The sequence below is a fragment of the Mycetocola tolaasinivorans genome, assembly GCF_003667565.1.
Classification (GTDB): Bacteria; Actinomycetota; Actinomycetes; order Actinomycetales; family Microbacteriaceae; genus Mycetocola; species Mycetocola tolaasinivorans.
In genome coordinates this window covers 1-16,326 of sequence record NZ_RCUX01000012.1, presented here as the reverse complement: position 1 = coordinate 16,326, position 16,326 = coordinate 1, and the positions used below count along the sequence as shown (strand labels likewise).

The window sequence follows — 16,326 nt, the reverse complement described above, 5'->3', positions numbered from 1 at the left end:
TTTCAGGCTAGGGAGTGGGGAGGGGATGCGGGATGGCGGCCACGAGCTCACGCGTGTAGGCGTTCTCGGGGTGTTGCAGAACCTGGTCCGCCTCCCCGATTTCGACGGCGCGGCCGTGCCGAAGCACCAGCACGCGATCGCTCACGTGGTGGATCACCGCGAGGTCGTGGCTGATGAAGAGGTAGGTGAGCCCGAGGGCGCGCTGGAGATCCTGGAGGAGGTCGAGCACCTGCGCCTGAACCGAGACGTCGAGCGCTGAGACGGGCTCATCGAGGATGAGGACGTCGGGGGCGCAGGCCAGCGCCCGGGCGATGGCCACGCGCTGCCGCTGGCCGCCCGAGAGCGAGAGCGGATGCCGGTCGGCGAGATCGGTGGAGAGGCCCACCTGGGTGAGCAGTTCGAGTGCGCGCGCACGCTGCGCCGCTCGATCGGTGATGCCACCGGGGCGATCCGCGTTCACCCGCAGGGCGTCGAGCAGGATCGTGATCACGCGGTGCCGCGGATCAAACGAGCTCAGCGGGTCCTGATAGACAACCTGCACCCGGTGTCGCACGGGCACACGCTCGCGGTTACTGAGGGCCGACCAGGGCTCACCGAAGACGGTGATCTCCCCGGTGTTCGGCGTATCCAGTGCGCCCAGGAGACGCGCGAGTGTCGACTTTCCCGACCCCGACTCCCCGACGATACCGAGGGTGGTGCCCCGGGGAACGTCGAAGCTGATGTCGGCCAGGGCGAAGCCGCCGCGAGCGGTGTAGGTGCGTCCCACGCCGCGTGCGCTGACCGCGGTATCGGCCGTGACGTCTCCCGCGGTGCTCGCGGGCACCGGTGCCCCCGCACGCCCCTCGATCGCCAGCGGCGGGGCCGCGCTCAGCCGCTGTCCGCGACGGCTCGGATCCGGGATCGCCCGGAGCAACGCCCGCGTGTACTCGGCCCGGGGTGCGGTCAGGACCTCCCGAGCGCTGCCGCTCTCCACCACCCGGCCCTCCCCGAGTACCAGCACGGTGTCGGCCAAGCGACCGACGACGCCGAGGTCGTGGGAGATCAGCAGGATGCCGTGGCCACGATCCCGCAACCGCTCAAAGAGGTCGAGAATCTGGGCCTGCACCGTCATATCCAGGGCGGTGGTGGGTTCATCGGCGATGAGGAGTTGGGGACCGGCCGCGAGGGCCTGCGCGATGAGTGCACGCTGTCGCTGCCCACCCGAGAGCTCGCCCGAGCGAGCCCGGACGTACCGCTCGGGCTGGTCCAGCCCCGCCTCGGCGAGCGCGTCCAGCACGCGGGCACGTCGGGTGTCGCGGGTTCCCCAGCGGTGCGCGGTGAGGGCACCACTGATCTCGCGGCCGATCGGGCGCAGCGGATCGAGCGAGGTCAGGGCGTCCTGCAGGATGAGCCCCACCTCGCGGCCACGGATCGACCGCCACTGTCGGTCGGTAAACGCGCGGGCATCGCGGCCGAGGACGTCCAGCCGCTCGGCCCCCACCCGTGCGCCCTGCCCGGCGAGCCCGATCAGGCTGCGCGCGGACACGCTCTTGCCCGATCCCGACTCCCCCACCAGGGCGGTGATCTTGCCCGGCTCCACGGAGAAGCCGAGATCGTGCACCGCGGTGATCCGGCTTCCATCGGCGCGCTCAAACTCCACGCGCAGGCCCTCAACCTCGGCCAGCGGCCCGGTGTACTCCCGTGTGGTCATGGCTGACGTCCTTCCGTGCACTGGTCTCGAAAACGATCGATGGTCGTCATGGCTATCGTCCCTCCGTGCGCTGCTGCAGGAACCGGCCGATAATCGTGAGGCTGAGCGCGCTGAGGGTGATGAAGAGGCCGGGGAACAGCGAGATCCACCAGGCCACCTGGAGGTAGTTGCGCCCGTCGGCCAGCATCGTGCCCCACTCGGGCGAGGGCGGTGCGGCCCCGAGGCCGAGGAACGACAGGCTCGAGGCCCAGAGGATCGCCTGGCCCACACCGAGGGTCGCGATCACGAAGATCGGACGGATGACGTTGGGGGCAATGGTCTGCAGGAGCACCGCGGTACTCGAACGGCCGAGGGCTCGGGAGGCGGCCACGAACTCCCCGTGCTTGACCTTGAGCGCCTGCGCGCGGATGAGGCGAGCGCTATCGGCCACGGTTCCGAGCCCCACCGCGACGATCAGCGGACCGATTCCGGAGCCGAGAATCGAGATGAGGATGAGCGCGATCAGCACGGTCGGAAACACAAACAGCACCTCGATGAGGCGGCCCACCACGAGGTCCACGGCGCGCGGTGCGAGTGCCGAGCCGAGCCCGAGGATGAGCCCGCCGCCCACCCCAATCGCGGTGGCGGCCACGCCAATCAGAAGCGACTGCTGGGCACCGAACACGATGCGGGTGTAGATGTCGCGGCCCGCGTGATCGGTACCGAAGATGTGCGCGGCCCCGGGGGCAGAAAACGCCGCGGCGGGGTCGGTGGCAAACGGGTCACCCCACGCCACGATCTGCGGGGCGACCGCGGCCACCAGCAGAAACAGGGCGAAGGCGAGGGCGAGCGCTACCCCGAACGGGATGCCCCACAGCCGGACGCGGCGCGGGCGGAGGTCCTGCCGCACCGAGGAGAGCGAGTACTGGGTCTGAGTCATGCGCCGTTTACTCCGATTCGCGGATCAATGATGCGGTACAGAATGTCGACGATGATACTCACGAGCACGTAGCCCACCGCCACCACGATGACCACGCCGAGCACCAGCGGGAGATCACGGGAGTTCACCGCCGCGAAGATCACGCGGCCGATCCCCGGGCGGGCGAAAATCTCCTCCACCACGAGGGTGCCGCCAAGCAGCCACCCGATCGACTGCCCGGAGAACGCGAGCGCCGGGATGAGGGCGTGGCGCAGCGCGTGCCGGAAGCGCACCGAGAGATCCGAGAGCCCGCGGGCGCGAGCGGAGAGCACAAACGGCTGGTCAAGCGCCTCGGTGAAGGACTCACGAGTGAGCTGACCGATGAGCCCGGCCAGCGGGATCGCCAGGGTGAGTGCGGGCAGCACGATTCCGGAGAATCCGGTGCCGCCGGAGACCGGGAACCAGTGCCAACCGATCGCGAACACGAGCAGCAGCATGAGCCCGAGCCAGAACTGCGGGAGGCTCGCGGCGATGATCTCGACCACGCGGCCGGGGGTTTCGATCAGGCGGCGACGCCCGGCGGTCAGCAGGGTCGACACCGTGGCGAGGATCCAGGCGAACCCCAGGGCGGTGCCGGCGAGCTGCAGCGTCGAGAGAATCTGCGGACCGAGGATCAGCGACACCGGTTGCCGCTGCAGGTACGAGGTGCCAAGGTCACCCGTGACGAGCTTGCCGAGGTAGATGCCATACTGCACGATCAGGGAGTGATCGAGGCCCAGATCGGCCCGCACCGCGGCGATCTGCTCGTTGGTGAGTGCCCGCCCGTTGGCACCGATCAGCGTCTGCACGGAGTCGGCCCCGGGGACCAGGCGCAGGAGGAAAAACCCGAGGCTCACCGCGACGAGCACCACGCCGAGACCGGCGAGGATGCGCAGCGCGAGGAAGGTGAGGAAGGCACGGGTATCGTCCCGCCGATCCGCGCGAGCGCGAGGATCGGCGGCGGGAGGACTCGGGAGTGCGGCCGCAGCGGGGGGAGCGGCATCAGCGGGTTCGGAGGCATGGGCAGGTTCGGAGGCAGGGGCGGCGAACGCCGGTACGGAGGTTTCCGTACCGGCGGGCACCGCTTCGCTCCCGGATGCGCGTGGCGGGGAGCTCTGGGTCATCGAGCGAGGACCCAGCTGTCGTAGAAGGACGCCTGGTTCGAACGCGGGTCGGTGTTGACCCCGGCCACCCGATCGTTGCGGTACAGGTACTGCAGCGGCTGGATGTACAGCGGCACCGCGAGGGCCTGCTCGGAGATGATCTTCTGCGCGGTCGAGTACAGTGCCTGACGCTTGGCGGGGTCGGTAATCAGGTTTGCCTGGTTGATGGCTGCGTCGAGCTCGGGGTTTTCGTAGCCGGTGCCGTTGTTGTGGTACCCGGCGGCGGTGGGGATGTTCTGGGTGCTCTCGTAGAGGAAGAAGAGCGCGGCGGCGGTGTTCGGGCCACCCCAATAGTCCTTGGTCAGGTCGTAGTCCCAGTCGGCGCGGCGCTGGGCAGCCTGGCCGTCATCGAGCTTCTCGTACTGGAGGTCGATACCAACCTCCTTGACGCTGCCCTGGATCTGGTCGAGCAGGAAGTACTCCTGCGGCAGGGTGCCGAAGCCCATCGAGACGTTCGCGGTGAGGCGCTTGCCGTCCTTGGTGCGGTATCCGGCGGAGTCGCGCGTGGTCCATCCGGCCTCGTCGAGGAGCTTGTTCGCCTTGTCGAGGTTGCGGGTGTAGGTCTTCTCAAACGCCGGGTCGAAGAAGATGGTGCTCGGCGAGAGCGCCCCGCCGAAGCCCTGGTAGGCACCGAAGAACACGCTCTTCAGGCCCGCCTCCACGTCGGTGGCGTAGCGGAATGCCTGGCGCACGGAGACGTCGTTGAACGGGGCACGCTTGGTGTTGAAGTCGAGCTGGACCGGCACGCCGGCGCGCTTACCGTCGATCAGGGTCAGGTTGTCGCTGCTCGTTGCGGTCTGGAAGCTCTCCGGCGGGATCGTCTCGATCGCGTCGACCTCACCCGACTGCAGCGCGGCAAAGCGGGTGGTCGGTTCGGAGATGAAGCGCCAGATGATCTTGTCGAGGTGCGCCGGGCCCTGGTGGGCGGCGGTGGCCGGTGCCCAGTTGTAGTCCTTGTTACGGACCAGGACCACCTGGGACTGCTTGTCCCAGGACTCGATCTTGAAGGGGCCGGATCCGATCGGTGCGGCAGCATTGCCCTCGATACCGCGGGCGATACCGGCGGGCGACTGGATGCCCGCGAAGGAGGAGGCCAGCACCGAGAGGAAGTCGGCGTAGGGCGCGCTCAGTGTGATGACCACGGTGGAGTCATCCGGGGTTTCCAGGCTCTTAAAGTTCTCAAACGCGCTGGAGGTTTCCGAGGCGGCGGTGGCGGGGTCGAGCCAGTAGTCCACGTTGGCCTTGACCGCGGCGGCGTTGAACGGGGTGCCGTCGGTGAAGTGCACGTCGGTGCGGAGGTGGAGGGTGTAGGTCAGGTCGTCCGGCGAGATCTCCCAAGACTTCGCGAGCCACGGCGTGAACGAACCGTCCGACTCCTGGCGCACCAGGGAGTCGAGGTAGGCGCGGGCGATGAGGGCCTGCGGCTGGTCCTGTCCGGCGGCGGAGTCGAGCGAGCGCGGTTCACGGTCGGTTGCGAAGGTCAGCGTACCGCCATCGACGGGCGCACCGACGTCCTTGGTGCCGCCTCCGGGTGTGGCCGCACCGGGGGCCGCACAGCCCGCGAGCAGCGCTGCCAGTGTCAGTGTGCCAAGGAGCGGGAGCAGTTTTTTGGGGCCCAAACGCATCGGGGTGCCTTTCGAGGGGGATGGTGACAATTTGCCACGTGAACGGGTGTCAGCATGTTCACACGCGTATCACAACGCCCGCTATCCGAAAAGACGCCCCGAGTCATCCCCCGTCACACTTCGCAATGCACCACGGCACAAAAAACCGGGTGACCCCCGAAGGAGCCACCCGGCAGTGAGGGCGTGTTACTGAGCCAGACGCTCCGCGGTGCGATCGAAGGCGCGCTCGAGGTCGGCCAGCAGGTCCGCGACGTCCTCGACGCCCACGGACAGGCGCAGCACGTTGTCCGGCACGGCCAGCTCGGTGCCGGCAACCGAGGCGTGGGTCATCAGCGCCGGGTAGTTCATGAGCGATTCCACGCCGCCGAGGGACTCCGCAAGCTGGAACAGCTCGGTGCTCTCGGCAAACGCGATGGCCGCGTCGCGTCCGCCACGCAGGGCGAACGACACCATACCGCCAAAGCCGCTCATCTGCTTCTTCGCGAGCTCGTGGCCCGGGTGGCTCTCGAGGCCCGGGTAGTACACGCGCTCGACCTCGGGACGCGACTCCAGCAGCTCGGCCACGGCCTGCGCGTTCTCACCGTGCTGACGCATTCGCAGGGGCAGGGTCTTGATACCGCGGGTGGTCAGCCAGGCCTCGAGCGGGGCGGAGATCGCGCCCACGGCGAACTGCTGGAAGCGTACAGCCTCGGCCAGCTCGTCATCGTTCAGCACGATCGCGCCCCCGATAACGTCCGAGTGGCCGCCGATGTACTTGGTGGTGGAGTACACCACGATGTCGGCGCCGAGGGCGAGCGGCTGCTGCAGCACCGGGGTTGCGAAGGTGTTGTCCACGAGCACGCGCACGTTCTTCGCGTGGGCGATCTCGGCGAGCGCCGCAATGTCGGTGATCGCGAGCAGCGGGTTCGAGGGGGTCTCGACCCAGAGGATCCTCGTGTTCTCGGTGATTGCCGCGGCCACGGCATCGGCGTCGCCGAGGTCCACCACGGTGTGGGTGATGCCCCACGGGCCGAAGACCCGGCTGATCAGGCGGTAGCTTCCGCCGTAGGCGTCGTTTCCGATGACCACGTGGTCGCCGGGGCGCAGGATCGCGCGCAGCAGGCCGTCCTCGGCCGCGAGGCCCGAGGAGAAGGTGATCGCGTGGGCGGCGTTATCCAGCGCCGCCATCTGCACCTCGAGCGCGGTGCGGGTGGGGTTGCCGCCGCGGGAGTACTCGTAGCCGCCGCGCAGCTGACCCATCCCGGCCTGCACGAAGGTCGAGGTGAGGTAGAGCGGCGGGATCACCGCACCGGTGGTGGGGTCAAACTCCTGGCCGGCGTGGATGGCGCGGGTAGCGAAACCCTCGAAGGAGGAGGAAGCGGAAGAGGAGGTGGTCATGGGGTGTCCTTTCGGAAAGAGCGTGTGCGCGCGTGGCGCGGAGGGGCGTGCGAGGCACGCCAGGAGTGGTGGCGACGGGGTCGCCCGAAACGCGATGTTACGGGGCGATTAGCGCGGACACTCGCCGGTGATACCGGACACGTTCTGGGTCGCGGTGGCGGCGAGCACGGCCACCGGAACCCCGAGGATCTCGCTCATTATGCCGTGGCCTTCGCGGCCAGTGCGTCCAGCAGGATGCCGGGGGTCAGGATCGCGACGGGCTTGCCATCGGTCAGCACCAGCAGAATGCCGTGCTCGTCCAGGGCGGCGCGGGCCTCGGTGATGCTGCGGCCCGAACCGATGGTCGCGATGCTGGCGCCGATGCCGCGGTCCACCGCGGTGTCACCGGAAATCTCACCGGCGAGAATGCCGGAGAGCAGGTCGGACTCGCGCACCGCACCCCAGACCTCGCCGAGTACGGGATCCTCGGTGGTGGTGATGATGGGCAGCGCGGGCAGGCCCAGCTCGCGCAGGCGGGCGCTCGCGGCGGTCACGGTGTCGGTGGGGGCGAGGCGCGGCAGCGCGGCGCTCACGTCCGCGGGCAGCACGCTCGCGAGGGTCTCGCCCTCGCCGTGGTCGTAACCGAGGTCACGCATCCAGGTGTCGTTGAACACCTTGGTGAGGTAGCCGCGGCCGGAATCGGGCAGCAGGATCACCACGACATCCTCCGGGCCGAGCTCCCGCGCCACGCGCAGCCCGGCTACCACGGCCATGCCGCTGGAACCGCCCACGAGCAGGCCCTCCTCGCGGGCCAGGCGGCGGGTCATCGCAAACGACTCGGCGTCGTTCACCGCGATGGCCTCGTGCACGAGCTCGGGGTGATAGGTGCCCGGCCACATGTCCTCGCCCACACCCTCGACGATGTAGGGGCGACCGGTGCCACCGGAGTAGATCGACCCCTCGGGGTCGGCGGCGATGATGCGCACGCCGTCATCCGAGACCTCGCGCAGGTAGCGCGCGGCCCCCGAGATCGTGCCGCCGGTGCCGGCACCGGCCACAAAGTGGGTGACCCGGCCGTCGGTGTCGCGCCAGATTTCCGGACCGGTCGACTCATAGTGGCTCAGCGGGCCGTTGTTGTTGAAGAACTGGTTGGGCTTATACGCCCCGGGAATCTCGGCGGTCAGCCGGTCGGACACCGCATAGTACGACTGCGGGGAATCCGGGCTCACCGAGGTGGGCGTCACCACGACCTCGGCACCGTAGGCGCGCAGCACGTCGCGCTTCTCCTCGCCCACCTTGTCCGGGGTGACAAACACGCACTTATATCCGCGCTGCTGCGCGACCAGGGCCAGGCCCACACCGGTGTTACCGCTGGTGGGCTCCACGATGGTGCCGCCGGGGCGCAGCTCGCCGGACTTCTCCGCGGCGGTTATCATCTTCAGCGCGACGCGATCCTTCACCGATCCGCCGGGATTCAGGTACTCAACCTTCACCAAAACGGTAGCGGTGATGCCCTCGGTGACCCGGTTCAGCTTGACCAGCGGGGTGTTGCCGATCAGGTCCACGACGGACTCTGCGTACTTCATGCGTGTGATTCCTTACTCGCGCCCGGGATTTTCGGGCGGCGGCGGAGAGCTATCCGCAACCATAACTGTAACCGGCGGAAACCGAGTGTTACGTTATCGAGGTTTTCTCGGGATCAGCCGTGCATCTGCTCGGCGAACAGTCGGGCATACAAACCCTCGGTTGCGAGCAGTTCCTCGTGGGTTCCGGACTCCACGATCCTCCCGCCCTCGAGCACAAATATGACGTCCGCGGACACGATCGTCGACAAACGGTGCGCGATAGCCACGGTGGTGCGCCCCTCCGACGCCTGCTCGAGCGCGCGCTGCACCACCCGCTCGGAGAGCGTATCGAGCGCGCTCGTGGCCTCATCAAGGATGAGCACGGGCGGATCCTTGAGTAGAACGCGTGCAATAGCAACGCGCTGCTTCTCCCCACCCGACAGGCGGTAGCCGCGCTCCCCCACCAGGGTGTTGTACCCCTCGGGGAAGCGCGCGATGGTGTCGTGAATATTGGCGGCGCGGGCGGCGGCCTCGAGCTCGGCATCGGTCGCATCGGGCTTTGCATAGCGCAGGTTCTCGGCGATGGACGCGTGGAACAGGTAGGTTTCCTGGTTGACCACGCCGATGCGGTCCACCAGCGACTCGTGGGTGAGCCCGGTCACCGGGGTGCCGGAGAACCGCACGGTGCCGCCGGTCGCGTCATAGAAGCGCGGAATCAGATACGAGATCGTGGTTTTTCCCGCGCCACTCGGCCCCACAAAGGCCGCGAACTGGCCGGGGCGAATGCTGAAGCTGACGCCGTCCAGGGTCGCGCGCTCGCTCTCGGTGGCATCCGGATAGCGGAAGGTCACGTCGTCGAAGTCGATCTGCCCGGCGGGGCCGGGTGCCTCGGCCACGTCCACCGCGTTCGGGGCATCGGCGATCGCTGGCTTGAGATCGAGATACTCGAAGATTCGCGCAAACAGCGCCCCCGAGGTCTGCAGGTCGAGGCCCACCCGCATGATCGAGATCAGCGGGAACAGCAGCCGCGACTGCACCGTGGTGAACGCGACGATCACACCCGCGGAAATATCGAGGTGCCCATCGGTAATCAGGTACCCCGAGGCGAGGTACACGATCGCGGGAATCGAGGACAGGAAGATGTTGACCATCGCGAAGAACCACTGGCCGCTCATCTGCTGGCGCACCTGCAGACTCACCTGCACCCGGTTGGCCGACTGGTAGCGACCGATCTCGGCCTCCTGACGGCCGAAACTCTTCGCCAGCAGAATGCCCGAAACGCTCAGCGTCTCCTGGGTGATCGCGGTCATCTCCGACAGCGATTCCTGCGTCTGGGTCGCGATGCGGGCACGCACCTGGCCCACCCGACGCTGCGCGATCACGAGGATGGGCATCAGGATGAGCGCGATGATCGTGAGCTGTACGTTGAGCATCAGCATCGCGACGAGCGCCGCGAGCACCGTGACCGTGTTGCCCAGCACGCTCGAGATCGTGTTGGTGAGGACGGAGGACACCCCGCCCACGTCGTTCTGCAGCCGCGACTGGATCACACCGGTTTTGGTGCGGGTGAAGAAGCTCAGCTCCATCTCCTGCAAGCGGCGAAACAGCCGCACGCGCAGGTCGCCCATGACGGAGTTTCCGACGGTGGCGGTGAGCCAGGTCTGCCAGACGCCAAGTGCGGTGGAGACGATGAAGATGGCGATCATGACCAGGACGATCCAGGTCAGCACCGGAAGGTTGGGTGTCCCCCCGGGCGGGAACAGGCCCTGGTCAAACGCCCGCGAGACCAGCAGCGGCGGAATGACGGAGAGAGCCGCCCCGATCAGCACCAGCCCGATGGTGAGGGATATCTTGGTCTTGTAGGGGGCAAAGAGGGTGAAGATTCTGCGCAGCAGGTGCGGGATCTTGGGGGCTTGCGCGTTCATTGCCCGCTGGGCGGACTCGTCCGCACCGCTCACTCGCCCGCCGCCGCGGCCTCCGCCGGGCCCACGCATGCTCATAGGGCGGGGATCTTTCCGAAACCTCGGCCCCGGACCCCTTCGATTCTCACCCTCGTTACGCGCATACCCATGCGGTCAGCATACCCCCGGAAACCCGACACGAGGGCATATCAATCGCACCCCGTCCGGGTGGGCGGACCGCCGTTTCGGCCCGCCTCCGGCTAACCCTTGGTCGCGCCGGCCAGCAGACCCCGGACGAAGTAGCGCTGTAGACCGAGGAAGACACCCAGCGGGATGATGATGGAGATGAACGCGGCCGCCGAGAGGAGGTAGGTGTTTTGGCCCTGTGTTCCAACCATGTTTGTGAGCATGACCGTGATCGGGTTTTGATCGCTACTGGAGAAGACCAGTGCGATCAGGAGATCGTTCCACACCCAGAGGAACTGGAAGATCGCGATCGAAGCGATGGCGGGCATTGCGAGCGGCAGCACGATGCGCAGGAATATCTGCCCGTGCCCGGCACCGTCGATGCGGGCGGCCTCGAAGAGGTCTGCGGGGAGGCTCGCCACGAAGTTGTGGAGGAGGAAGATCGTGAGGGGCAGGGCGAGGATTGTGTGTGCCAGCCAGATCGAGGCAAACCCGGTGCTGCCATCCAGCGGACGCACCACCACCGTGCCAAAGATCTCCCCGCCGCTGAACAGCCGCAGCAGCGGCACCATGACCATCTGTACGGGCAGGATCTGCAGCGCGAACACCGTGATGAAGAGCGTGTTGCGGCCGCGAAACGGAATCCAGGCGAACGCATAGGCGGCGAGCAGGGCGAGCCCCAGTGGCAGGATCGCGCCGGGGATCGTGATCGCGAGGGAGTTGATCAGCCCCTCGGCGAGGTTGACCTGGACCCGGGTGGGATCAAAGATGGCCGCGTAGTTGTCGAGGGTGAGGGCGTCGTCGCCGAACGCGCGCCACCAGCCGCTGGAGGCCACGGCGTCCGGCGTGCGGAACGAGGAGACCAGGAGCCCGAGTGAGGGCAGGGTCCAGACCACGGCGATCAGGAGGGCGACCGCGGTGGCGGCCCGGGAGCTCAGCCGGGCGCGGACGCGGTCAAGGCGGCCGGTGCCCGTGCCGCTGGTGCTCGGTCGGCGCTCGGCTTTCCGCGGCGTGTGCCGCGTGGGTCGCCGGAAAGCTCCGCTCGCGGGAGGTATCTCGGTGTGGGTCATCGGGCTAGCCCTCTCGGCTGTGTCGGAGGTTGCGAACGTTGATCACGATCAGCGGGATCACGAGGAGGCACAGCAGTAGCGCGTAGGCCGCGGCCCGCCCGTTCTCGCCGAGGGTGAAGCGCTCGTACATCTGCTGGGCGAGCACCCCGGAGGAGTTGCGGCCGTTGGTCATCGCGATGACGATGTCGAAGATTTTGAGGGAGGCGATCGAGGCGGTGGAGAGCACCACGATCAGGGTGGGGCGGATCCACGGCACCGTAATCTGGGTGAATCGGCGCAGCGCCCCGGCACCGTCGAGCGCCGCCGCCTCGAGCTGATCGGCGGGCACCCCCTTGATGGCGGCGGAGATCACGACCATCGCGAACCCGACCTGGATCCAGACAAACACCACGATGAGCGCAAACGTGTTGGCCGGGGCGCTCGAGAGTGGGTCGACCGGGGCGGCTCCGAATACCCCCAGGATCGCGTTGAGGAGGCCCACCTGGGCGTCGCCCTCTGGACGTGCCTGGTACACGAGTCGCCAGATGATCGATGCCCCGACGAAGGAGATCGCCATCGGCAGGAACACCAGGAGCTTGTAGACCCGTTCCCCCCGGGCGTTGTCGATGAATACCGCGTAGAGCAGCCCGAGGAGCGTGGATGCGGCCGGGGCCACGAGCACCCAGATCAGGGTGTTGCCGATGGTCGCGAGGCTTTCGGGGTTTGAGAAGATCCAGGTGAAGTTGCGCAGCCCGACGAACTCGGTGCCGGCGTCGTTTTGGAAGGCGAAGAACACGGTGCGGACGAAGGGGATCACGAGCCCCACCACCAGCAGCACGGCGGCCGGGAGCAGAAACGCCAGGAGCTGGAGCAGGCGGCCCGCGCCGCCGCGGGAGCGCCGGTCGAGGAGGAAGAGGCCGAGCCCCACCAGCGCGCCCCCGGCGATGGCGATCTCGTAGGTGTGCAGGAGTGCAAGCAGAACCACCGGCACGAGTATCGAGAGGGCGAGACGGAGGAGGGTGCCGCCCCTCCCCGGGCGCGGCAGGTATTCGACCGCGAGGATGATCAGCCCGATCAGGGCCACGAATACCGCCAGGATCGCGACGCCCTGCAGCAGAGCGGGGAGCGTCGCGATCCAGGTAAAGAGTGCGGGCACGCGGTATCCCCGCTAGTTCTGATCGGGCCAGGTGGCGTCTATTCGGGCAGTGACATCGGGAATCGAAGCGCCGTCGATCCAGTTGGTGACGCCGGTGAAGAACCCGGAGGTTCCGACGGCGGCGGGCATGAGGTCGGAGGCATCGAACCGGAAGGTGATGTTCGGGTTTTGCAGCACCGCGATCGACTCGACGAGGATGGGGCTCGTGGCGGATGCCGGGTCGAGCCCGGTGTTGGGCGAGATGACGCCGCCGAGCTTTACCCGGGCGTTTGCCCACTCGGGCGAGGCCAGGTACTCGAGCACCTTTGCCGTGGCTTCGCGATCATTGAACGCCGCGACGATGTCGCCGCCCCCGGTGACGGCATTTTCGCCGCCACCCTCGGTGCCGAATCCGGGCGTCTGGAAGGCCCAGAGGTCGGCCTCCGGGCCCACGGTCAGGCCGGCCGTGCGCGCGAAGGTGTCAAAGAAGGCGCCCTGCCGGGTGAGCGTGCAGGTTTCGGCCTTCAGCGCCGCGGCGATTTCGTCGCCGTATCCGACGGTGTTGATCGAGGAGACACCGCCGAAGCCCGCGTTGACGTACTCGGGGTTGGTGAGGATCTTTCCGGCCTCGGTGAAGGCCGACTGGATGCGCGGATCGCTAAACGGAACGCTGTTGTCGATCCACCCGTCGTAAACCTCGGGGCCGGACTGACGCAGCACCAGGTCTTCGATCCAGTCGGTGCCGGGCCAGCCGCTCGCCGCCCCCGCCGCAAACCCGGCGCACCACGGCGCCGTGGAGGTATCGGCACGGATCTGCGCGGTGAGGTCGAGCAGGCCCTGCCAGCTGGTGGGCACGTTCCAGCCGCGCTCGGCGAACGTCGTGGGCGAGTACCAGACGAACCCCTTGACCGAGGCGAGCATCGGCACACCGTAGGCGACGCCGTCTACCGTGCCGTACTGCTGCCAGTCTTTGGTGAAGTTCTGGGTGAGGGCCGCGGCCACCGGTGCAGGCACGGGGGTCAGGGCGTCTTTTCGGGCGAGGTCGGTGAGGAGGCCGGGCTGCGGGAAGATCGCAAGATCCGGGGTCTTATTTGCCTGCACCTGGGCCTGGATTCGCTGTTCGAATCCGTTGTCGGTGTTGAGCCGGATGGTGATGTCGTTTTCCTTGGCCCAGTCTGCCCAGGAAGCTTCGAGTGCCACGCCCTCCTCGCCCCCGATGCTGGTGGTGATGGTGACGGTGGTGCCGTCGTCCGTGGCGGTACCGCCGCCGGGGCCGCCACAGGCGCTGAGCGCCATCACCGCGGCACCGGCCAGCGCAATGCTCGGGATAAACCGAGCACGCCCCGCGCGGGAACGGAGTGGCCGAGTGAAAACACTCGGGGGTGACGAATGGGTGGTGGGCAGGATGGGTGAAGGCATGGTCACGCTCCCTCGAGTGGCGCCTAGGTGAAGCCTCAGGATCGCAGCGTGGGCACCCCCGAACAACAGCCAAACACCTGCAATCCACTGGGAGTCCAGGGCATTGCACCCGGATCATCCCTCCGAAAACGAGGGCGCGGTGGGTCCGGTTCCCCGGAAACCCACCGCGCCAGCGTCCACAACGGATGTGAGTGCTAGGCGTCGCCCAGGGCGATGTCCGCGGCCTCCTCGACGACGCTCTCGTGTCCGATATCGGCCGAGACGAGTGCCTTCCGACCGAACACCAGGATCAGCACGCCCACGAGCGCGGCGGCCGCGGCCAGGTAGTACGGGGCCGAGGGGGCGATCGCCGCGGCGAGCAGCGCACCGACGGGCGGGGCCACGGCACCACCGAGGAAGCGCACGCCCGAGTAGGCCGAGGAGGCGACCGAGCGCGGCAGGTCGGTGGACTCCATGACGGCCTCGGTGAGCACGGTGTTTGAGATACCGAGGATCAGGCCGCCGACGATGATCGTGACGATCAGCGCGGTGCGGTTCTGCACGACCAGCGCCGCGGCGATGAGGTCGAGGGTCAGTGCGCCGAGCACCACCATGAGGAGGCGGGAGCGGCGGAAGTGCCGGATCAGAATCGGCGCGATCACCACGCTGGTAAAGGCCAGCGCTACACCCCAGCCGAAGAACACGAACCCGAGCCCGGTTGCACCGAGCTCAAGCGGGAAGGGGCTGTAGGCGAGCAGGATAAAGAACGCGATGTTGTAGAAGAACGCGGTGGCCGCGAGCAGTGCGAGTACCGGACGGCCGAGGGCGCGGAAGGCCGCGGTCACTCGCACGGGCGCGGGCTTCGCGGGCTCCTTTTTCAGCACGGTCAGGATCGCGATGAATCCGATCGCCATGAGGCTCGCGGTGCCGAAGAACGGGCCACGCCAGCTGATGTTTCCAAGCAGGCCGCCGAGCAGCGGGCCCACGGCGATCCCCACGCCGAGCGCCGCCTCATAGAGGACAATGGCGGACCCGGCACCGCCGCTGGCCGCCCCGACGATCGTCGCGAGCGCCGTGGAGATGAAGAGCGCGTTTCCGAGGCCCCAGCCCGCGCGGAATCCGATGATCTCATCCACGCTGCCCGAGAGCGCCGCACCGAGCGCGAACACCACGATGATGACGAGGCCGAGCAGCAGCGTGCGCTTGGCTCCGAGCCGGCTGGAGATCCAGCTGGAGAAGAACATCGCCACCGCGGTAACGAGCAGATAGGAGGTGAAGAGTAGCTCGGCCTGGGCCGGGGTCGCGTCGAGATCCTTGGCGATGGCCGGCAGGATGGGGTCAACCAGACCGATACCCATGAACGCGATGACCGAGGCAAAGACCACGGCCCAGACAGCGGTGGGCTGCTTCCACATGCTGGTGCCGGTTTTCTGGCCGCTCATGCGCGGGGCTCGGTGTAGTCTGCCTCAGCGGCCTCATCCGCAGGCGGCTCGGCTACCGCAGGCAGCTCTGCGACTTCGGGGGCATCGGGGCGCACGGGGCCGGTGCCGCTGACCAGCTCGGCGAGGATCGCGGCGGCGGCATCCAGGGTGTCGAGCTGCCCATCGGAGAGCACCGCGAAGCGGGGTTCGAGCGCGCCCAACAGGGTTTCGCGCCAGGTGGTCAGGGCGTCCCGGCCCGCGGCGGTCAGTTCCAGCACGGTCGCGCGGGCGTCGCTCGGATCGGCGACGCGGGCGACCCACTCGCGCTGCTCCAGCAGGCGGATGATCTTGCTCATCGTGGGCTGGGACACCCGACCGTGGCGGGCAAGTTCGCCCGTGCGCATCGGCCCGGTGGTGTTCAGGGCGTCGAGGGTGCGCCAGATGGCGGGCGATTCGGTGCTGGAGGTGGAGTGGGCGGCGAAGCGGGTGAGTCGGTGTGCCGAAAACACGAGGTCGCCCAGGATGGCGTGCAGATCACGCCGCGAGGTGGATACTTCAGAACTGGACATACCCACATAATACATAGCCAAGCTATATAAATACTGTGAGGGGATATTTCACCGCTTAACGCGGTAACGCGTGGCACCCGGGGGTGCCACGCGTTACGAATGCGATCAGAAGATCGACTCAGCGCATTACGCTCAAGTAAGTGCTCCTCGCGGAGCCCAAATTACTTGACGGTAACGGTTGCGCCAGCCTCTTCCAGAGCAGCCTTTGCCTTCTCGGCGGCTTCCTTGTTTGCGCCCTCGAGCACAGCCTTGGGGGCACCGTCGACAACAGCCTTGGCCTCGCCCAGACCCAGCGAGGTGAGCTCGCGCACAACCTTGATGACCTGGATCT

The 16,326-nt window shown here is 67.7% G+C and carries 13 protein-coding genes; all 13 read right to left on the bottom strand.

Annotation, left to right across the window (positions count from 1 at the left end; all coding sequences use genetic code 11):
• Positions 1-7 precede the first annotated feature (7 nt).
• Positions 8-1,690 (bottom strand): dipeptide ABC transporter ATP-binding protein, encoded by a 1,683-nt coding sequence (locus D9V32_RS13645; RefSeq protein WP_121649471.1) that lies wholly within the window; start codon positions 1,688-1,690, stop codon positions 8-10.
• A 52-nt stretch (positions 1,691-1,742) separates the two neighbouring features.
• Positions 1,743-2,609 (bottom strand): ABC transporter permease, encoded by an 867-nt coding sequence (locus D9V32_RS13640; protein ID WP_121649470.1) that lies wholly within the window; start codon positions 2,607-2,609, stop codon positions 1,743-1,745.
• A complete protein-coding gene (locus tag D9V32_RS13635) occupies positions 2,606-3,751 on the bottom strand; it encodes an ABC transporter permease (protein WP_121649469.1) in 1,146 nt (381 codons plus the stop codon). The genes D9V32_RS13640 and D9V32_RS13635 overlap by 4 nt, the downstream gene beginning before the upstream one ends.
• On the bottom strand, positions 3,748-5,415 hold the full coding sequence (locus D9V32_RS13630; RefSeq protein WP_121649468.1) for an ABC transporter substrate-binding protein: 1,668 nt from the start codon (positions 5,413-5,415) through the stop codon (positions 3,748-3,750). The genes D9V32_RS13635 and D9V32_RS13630 overlap by 4 nt, the downstream gene beginning before the upstream one ends.
• 186 nt (positions 5,416-5,601) lie before the next feature.
• Positions 5,602-6,792, bottom strand: a complete 1,191-nt coding sequence (locus D9V32_RS13625) for a cystathionine gamma-synthase (protein WP_121649467.1) — start codon at positions 6,790-6,792, stop codon at positions 5,602-5,604.
• A gap of 197 nt (positions 6,793-6,989) precedes the next feature.
• Positions 6,990-8,357, bottom strand: coding sequence for a cystathionine beta-synthase (locus D9V32_RS13620; RefSeq protein ID WP_121649466.1), 1,368 nt, complete (start codon positions 8,355-8,357; stop codon positions 6,990-6,992).
• Between the two features lie 113 nt (positions 8,358-8,470).
• A complete protein-coding gene (locus D9V32_RS13615; RefSeq protein WP_121649541.1) occupies positions 8,471-10,330 on the bottom strand; it encodes an ABC transporter ATP-binding protein in 1,860 nt (619 codons plus the stop codon).
• A 167-nt stretch (positions 10,331-10,497) separates the two neighbouring features.
• Positions 10,498-11,493 (bottom strand): carbohydrate ABC transporter permease, encoded by a 996-nt coding sequence (locus tag D9V32_RS13610; protein WP_121649465.1) that lies wholly within the window; start codon positions 11,491-11,493, stop codon positions 10,498-10,500.
• 4 nt (positions 11,494-11,497) lie between these two features.
• Positions 11,498-12,628 carry a carbohydrate ABC transporter permease gene (locus D9V32_RS13605; protein WP_121649464.1) on the bottom strand — a complete coding sequence of 377 codons (1,131 nt, stop codon included), beginning with the start codon at positions 12,626-12,628 and terminating at the stop codon, positions 11,498-11,500.
• Between the two features lie 12 nt (positions 12,629-12,640).
• The gene (locus tag D9V32_RS13600) at positions 12,641-14,026 is read right to left on the bottom strand and encodes an ABC transporter substrate-binding protein (RefSeq protein WP_121649463.1); all 1,386 of its coding nucleotides are present in this window, start codon (positions 14,024-14,026) and stop codon (positions 12,641-12,643) included.
• Between the two features lie 194 nt (positions 14,027-14,220).
• Positions 14,221-15,447: an MFS transporter gene (locus tag D9V32_RS13595; RefSeq protein WP_121649462.1), complete on the bottom strand. Its 1,227-nt coding sequence runs from the start codon at positions 15,445-15,447 to the stop codon at positions 14,221-14,223.
• The gene (locus tag D9V32_RS13590; RefSeq protein ID WP_121649540.1) at positions 15,444-15,995 is read right to left on the bottom strand and encodes a MarR family winged helix-turn-helix transcriptional regulator; all 552 of its coding nucleotides are present in this window, start codon (positions 15,993-15,995) and stop codon (positions 15,444-15,446) included. Before D9V32_RS13590 ends, D9V32_RS13595 begins: the two co-directional genes overlap by 4 nt.
• A gap of 161 nt (positions 15,996-16,156) precedes the next feature.
• Positions 16,157-16,326: ribosomal protein L7/L12 (locus D9V32_RS13585; protein ID WP_147440493.1), on the bottom strand; the 170-nt coding region annotated here is incomplete at its 5' end.

What these genes read in the sequence shown, in the direction of transcription:
- D9V32_RS13635 (WP_121649469.1), bottom strand. Translation starts at nt 3,751, where the DNA reads ATGACCCAGAGCTCCCCGCCACGCGCATCCGGGAGCGAAGCGGTGCCC.
- D9V32_RS13625 (WP_121649467.1), bottom strand. Translation starts at nt 6,792, where the DNA reads ATGACCACCTCCTCTTCCGCTTCCTCCTCCTTCGAGGGTTTCGCTACC.
- D9V32_RS13615 (WP_121649541.1), bottom strand. Translation starts at nt 10,330, where the DNA reads ATGCGTGGGCCCGGCGGAGGCCGCGGCGGCGGGCGAGTGAGCGGTGCG.
- D9V32_RS13640 (WP_121649470.1), bottom strand. Translation starts at nt 2,609, where the DNA reads ATGACTCAGACCCAGTACTCGCTCTCCTCGGTGCGGCAGGACCTCCGC.
- D9V32_RS13610 (WP_121649465.1), bottom strand. Translation starts at nt 11,493, where the DNA reads ATGACCCACACCGAGATACCTCCCGCGAGCGGAGCTTTCCGGCGACCC.
- D9V32_RS13645 (WP_121649471.1), bottom strand. Translation starts at nt 1,690, where the DNA reads ATGACCACACGGGAGTACACCGGGCCGCTGGCCGAGGTTGAGGGCCTG.
- D9V32_RS13590 (WP_121649540.1), bottom strand. Translation starts at nt 15,995, where the DNA reads ATGTCCAGTTCTGAAGTATCCACCTCGCGGCGTGATCTGCACGCCATC.
- D9V32_RS13600 (WP_121649463.1), bottom strand. Translation starts at nt 14,026, where the DNA reads ATGCCTTCACCCATCCTGCCCACCACCCATTCGTCACCCCCGAGTGTT.
- D9V32_RS13595 (WP_121649462.1), bottom strand. Translation starts at nt 15,447, where the DNA reads ATGAGCGGCCAGAAAACCGGCACCAGCATGTGGAAGCAGCCCACCGCT.
- D9V32_RS13630 (WP_121649468.1), bottom strand. Translation starts at nt 5,415, where the DNA reads ATGCGTTTGGGCCCCAAAAAACTGCTCCCGCTCCTTGGCACACTGACA.
- D9V32_RS13620 (WP_121649466.1), bottom strand. Translation starts at nt 8,357, where the DNA reads ATGAAGTACGCAGAGTCCGTCGTGGACCTGATCGGCAACACCCCGCTG.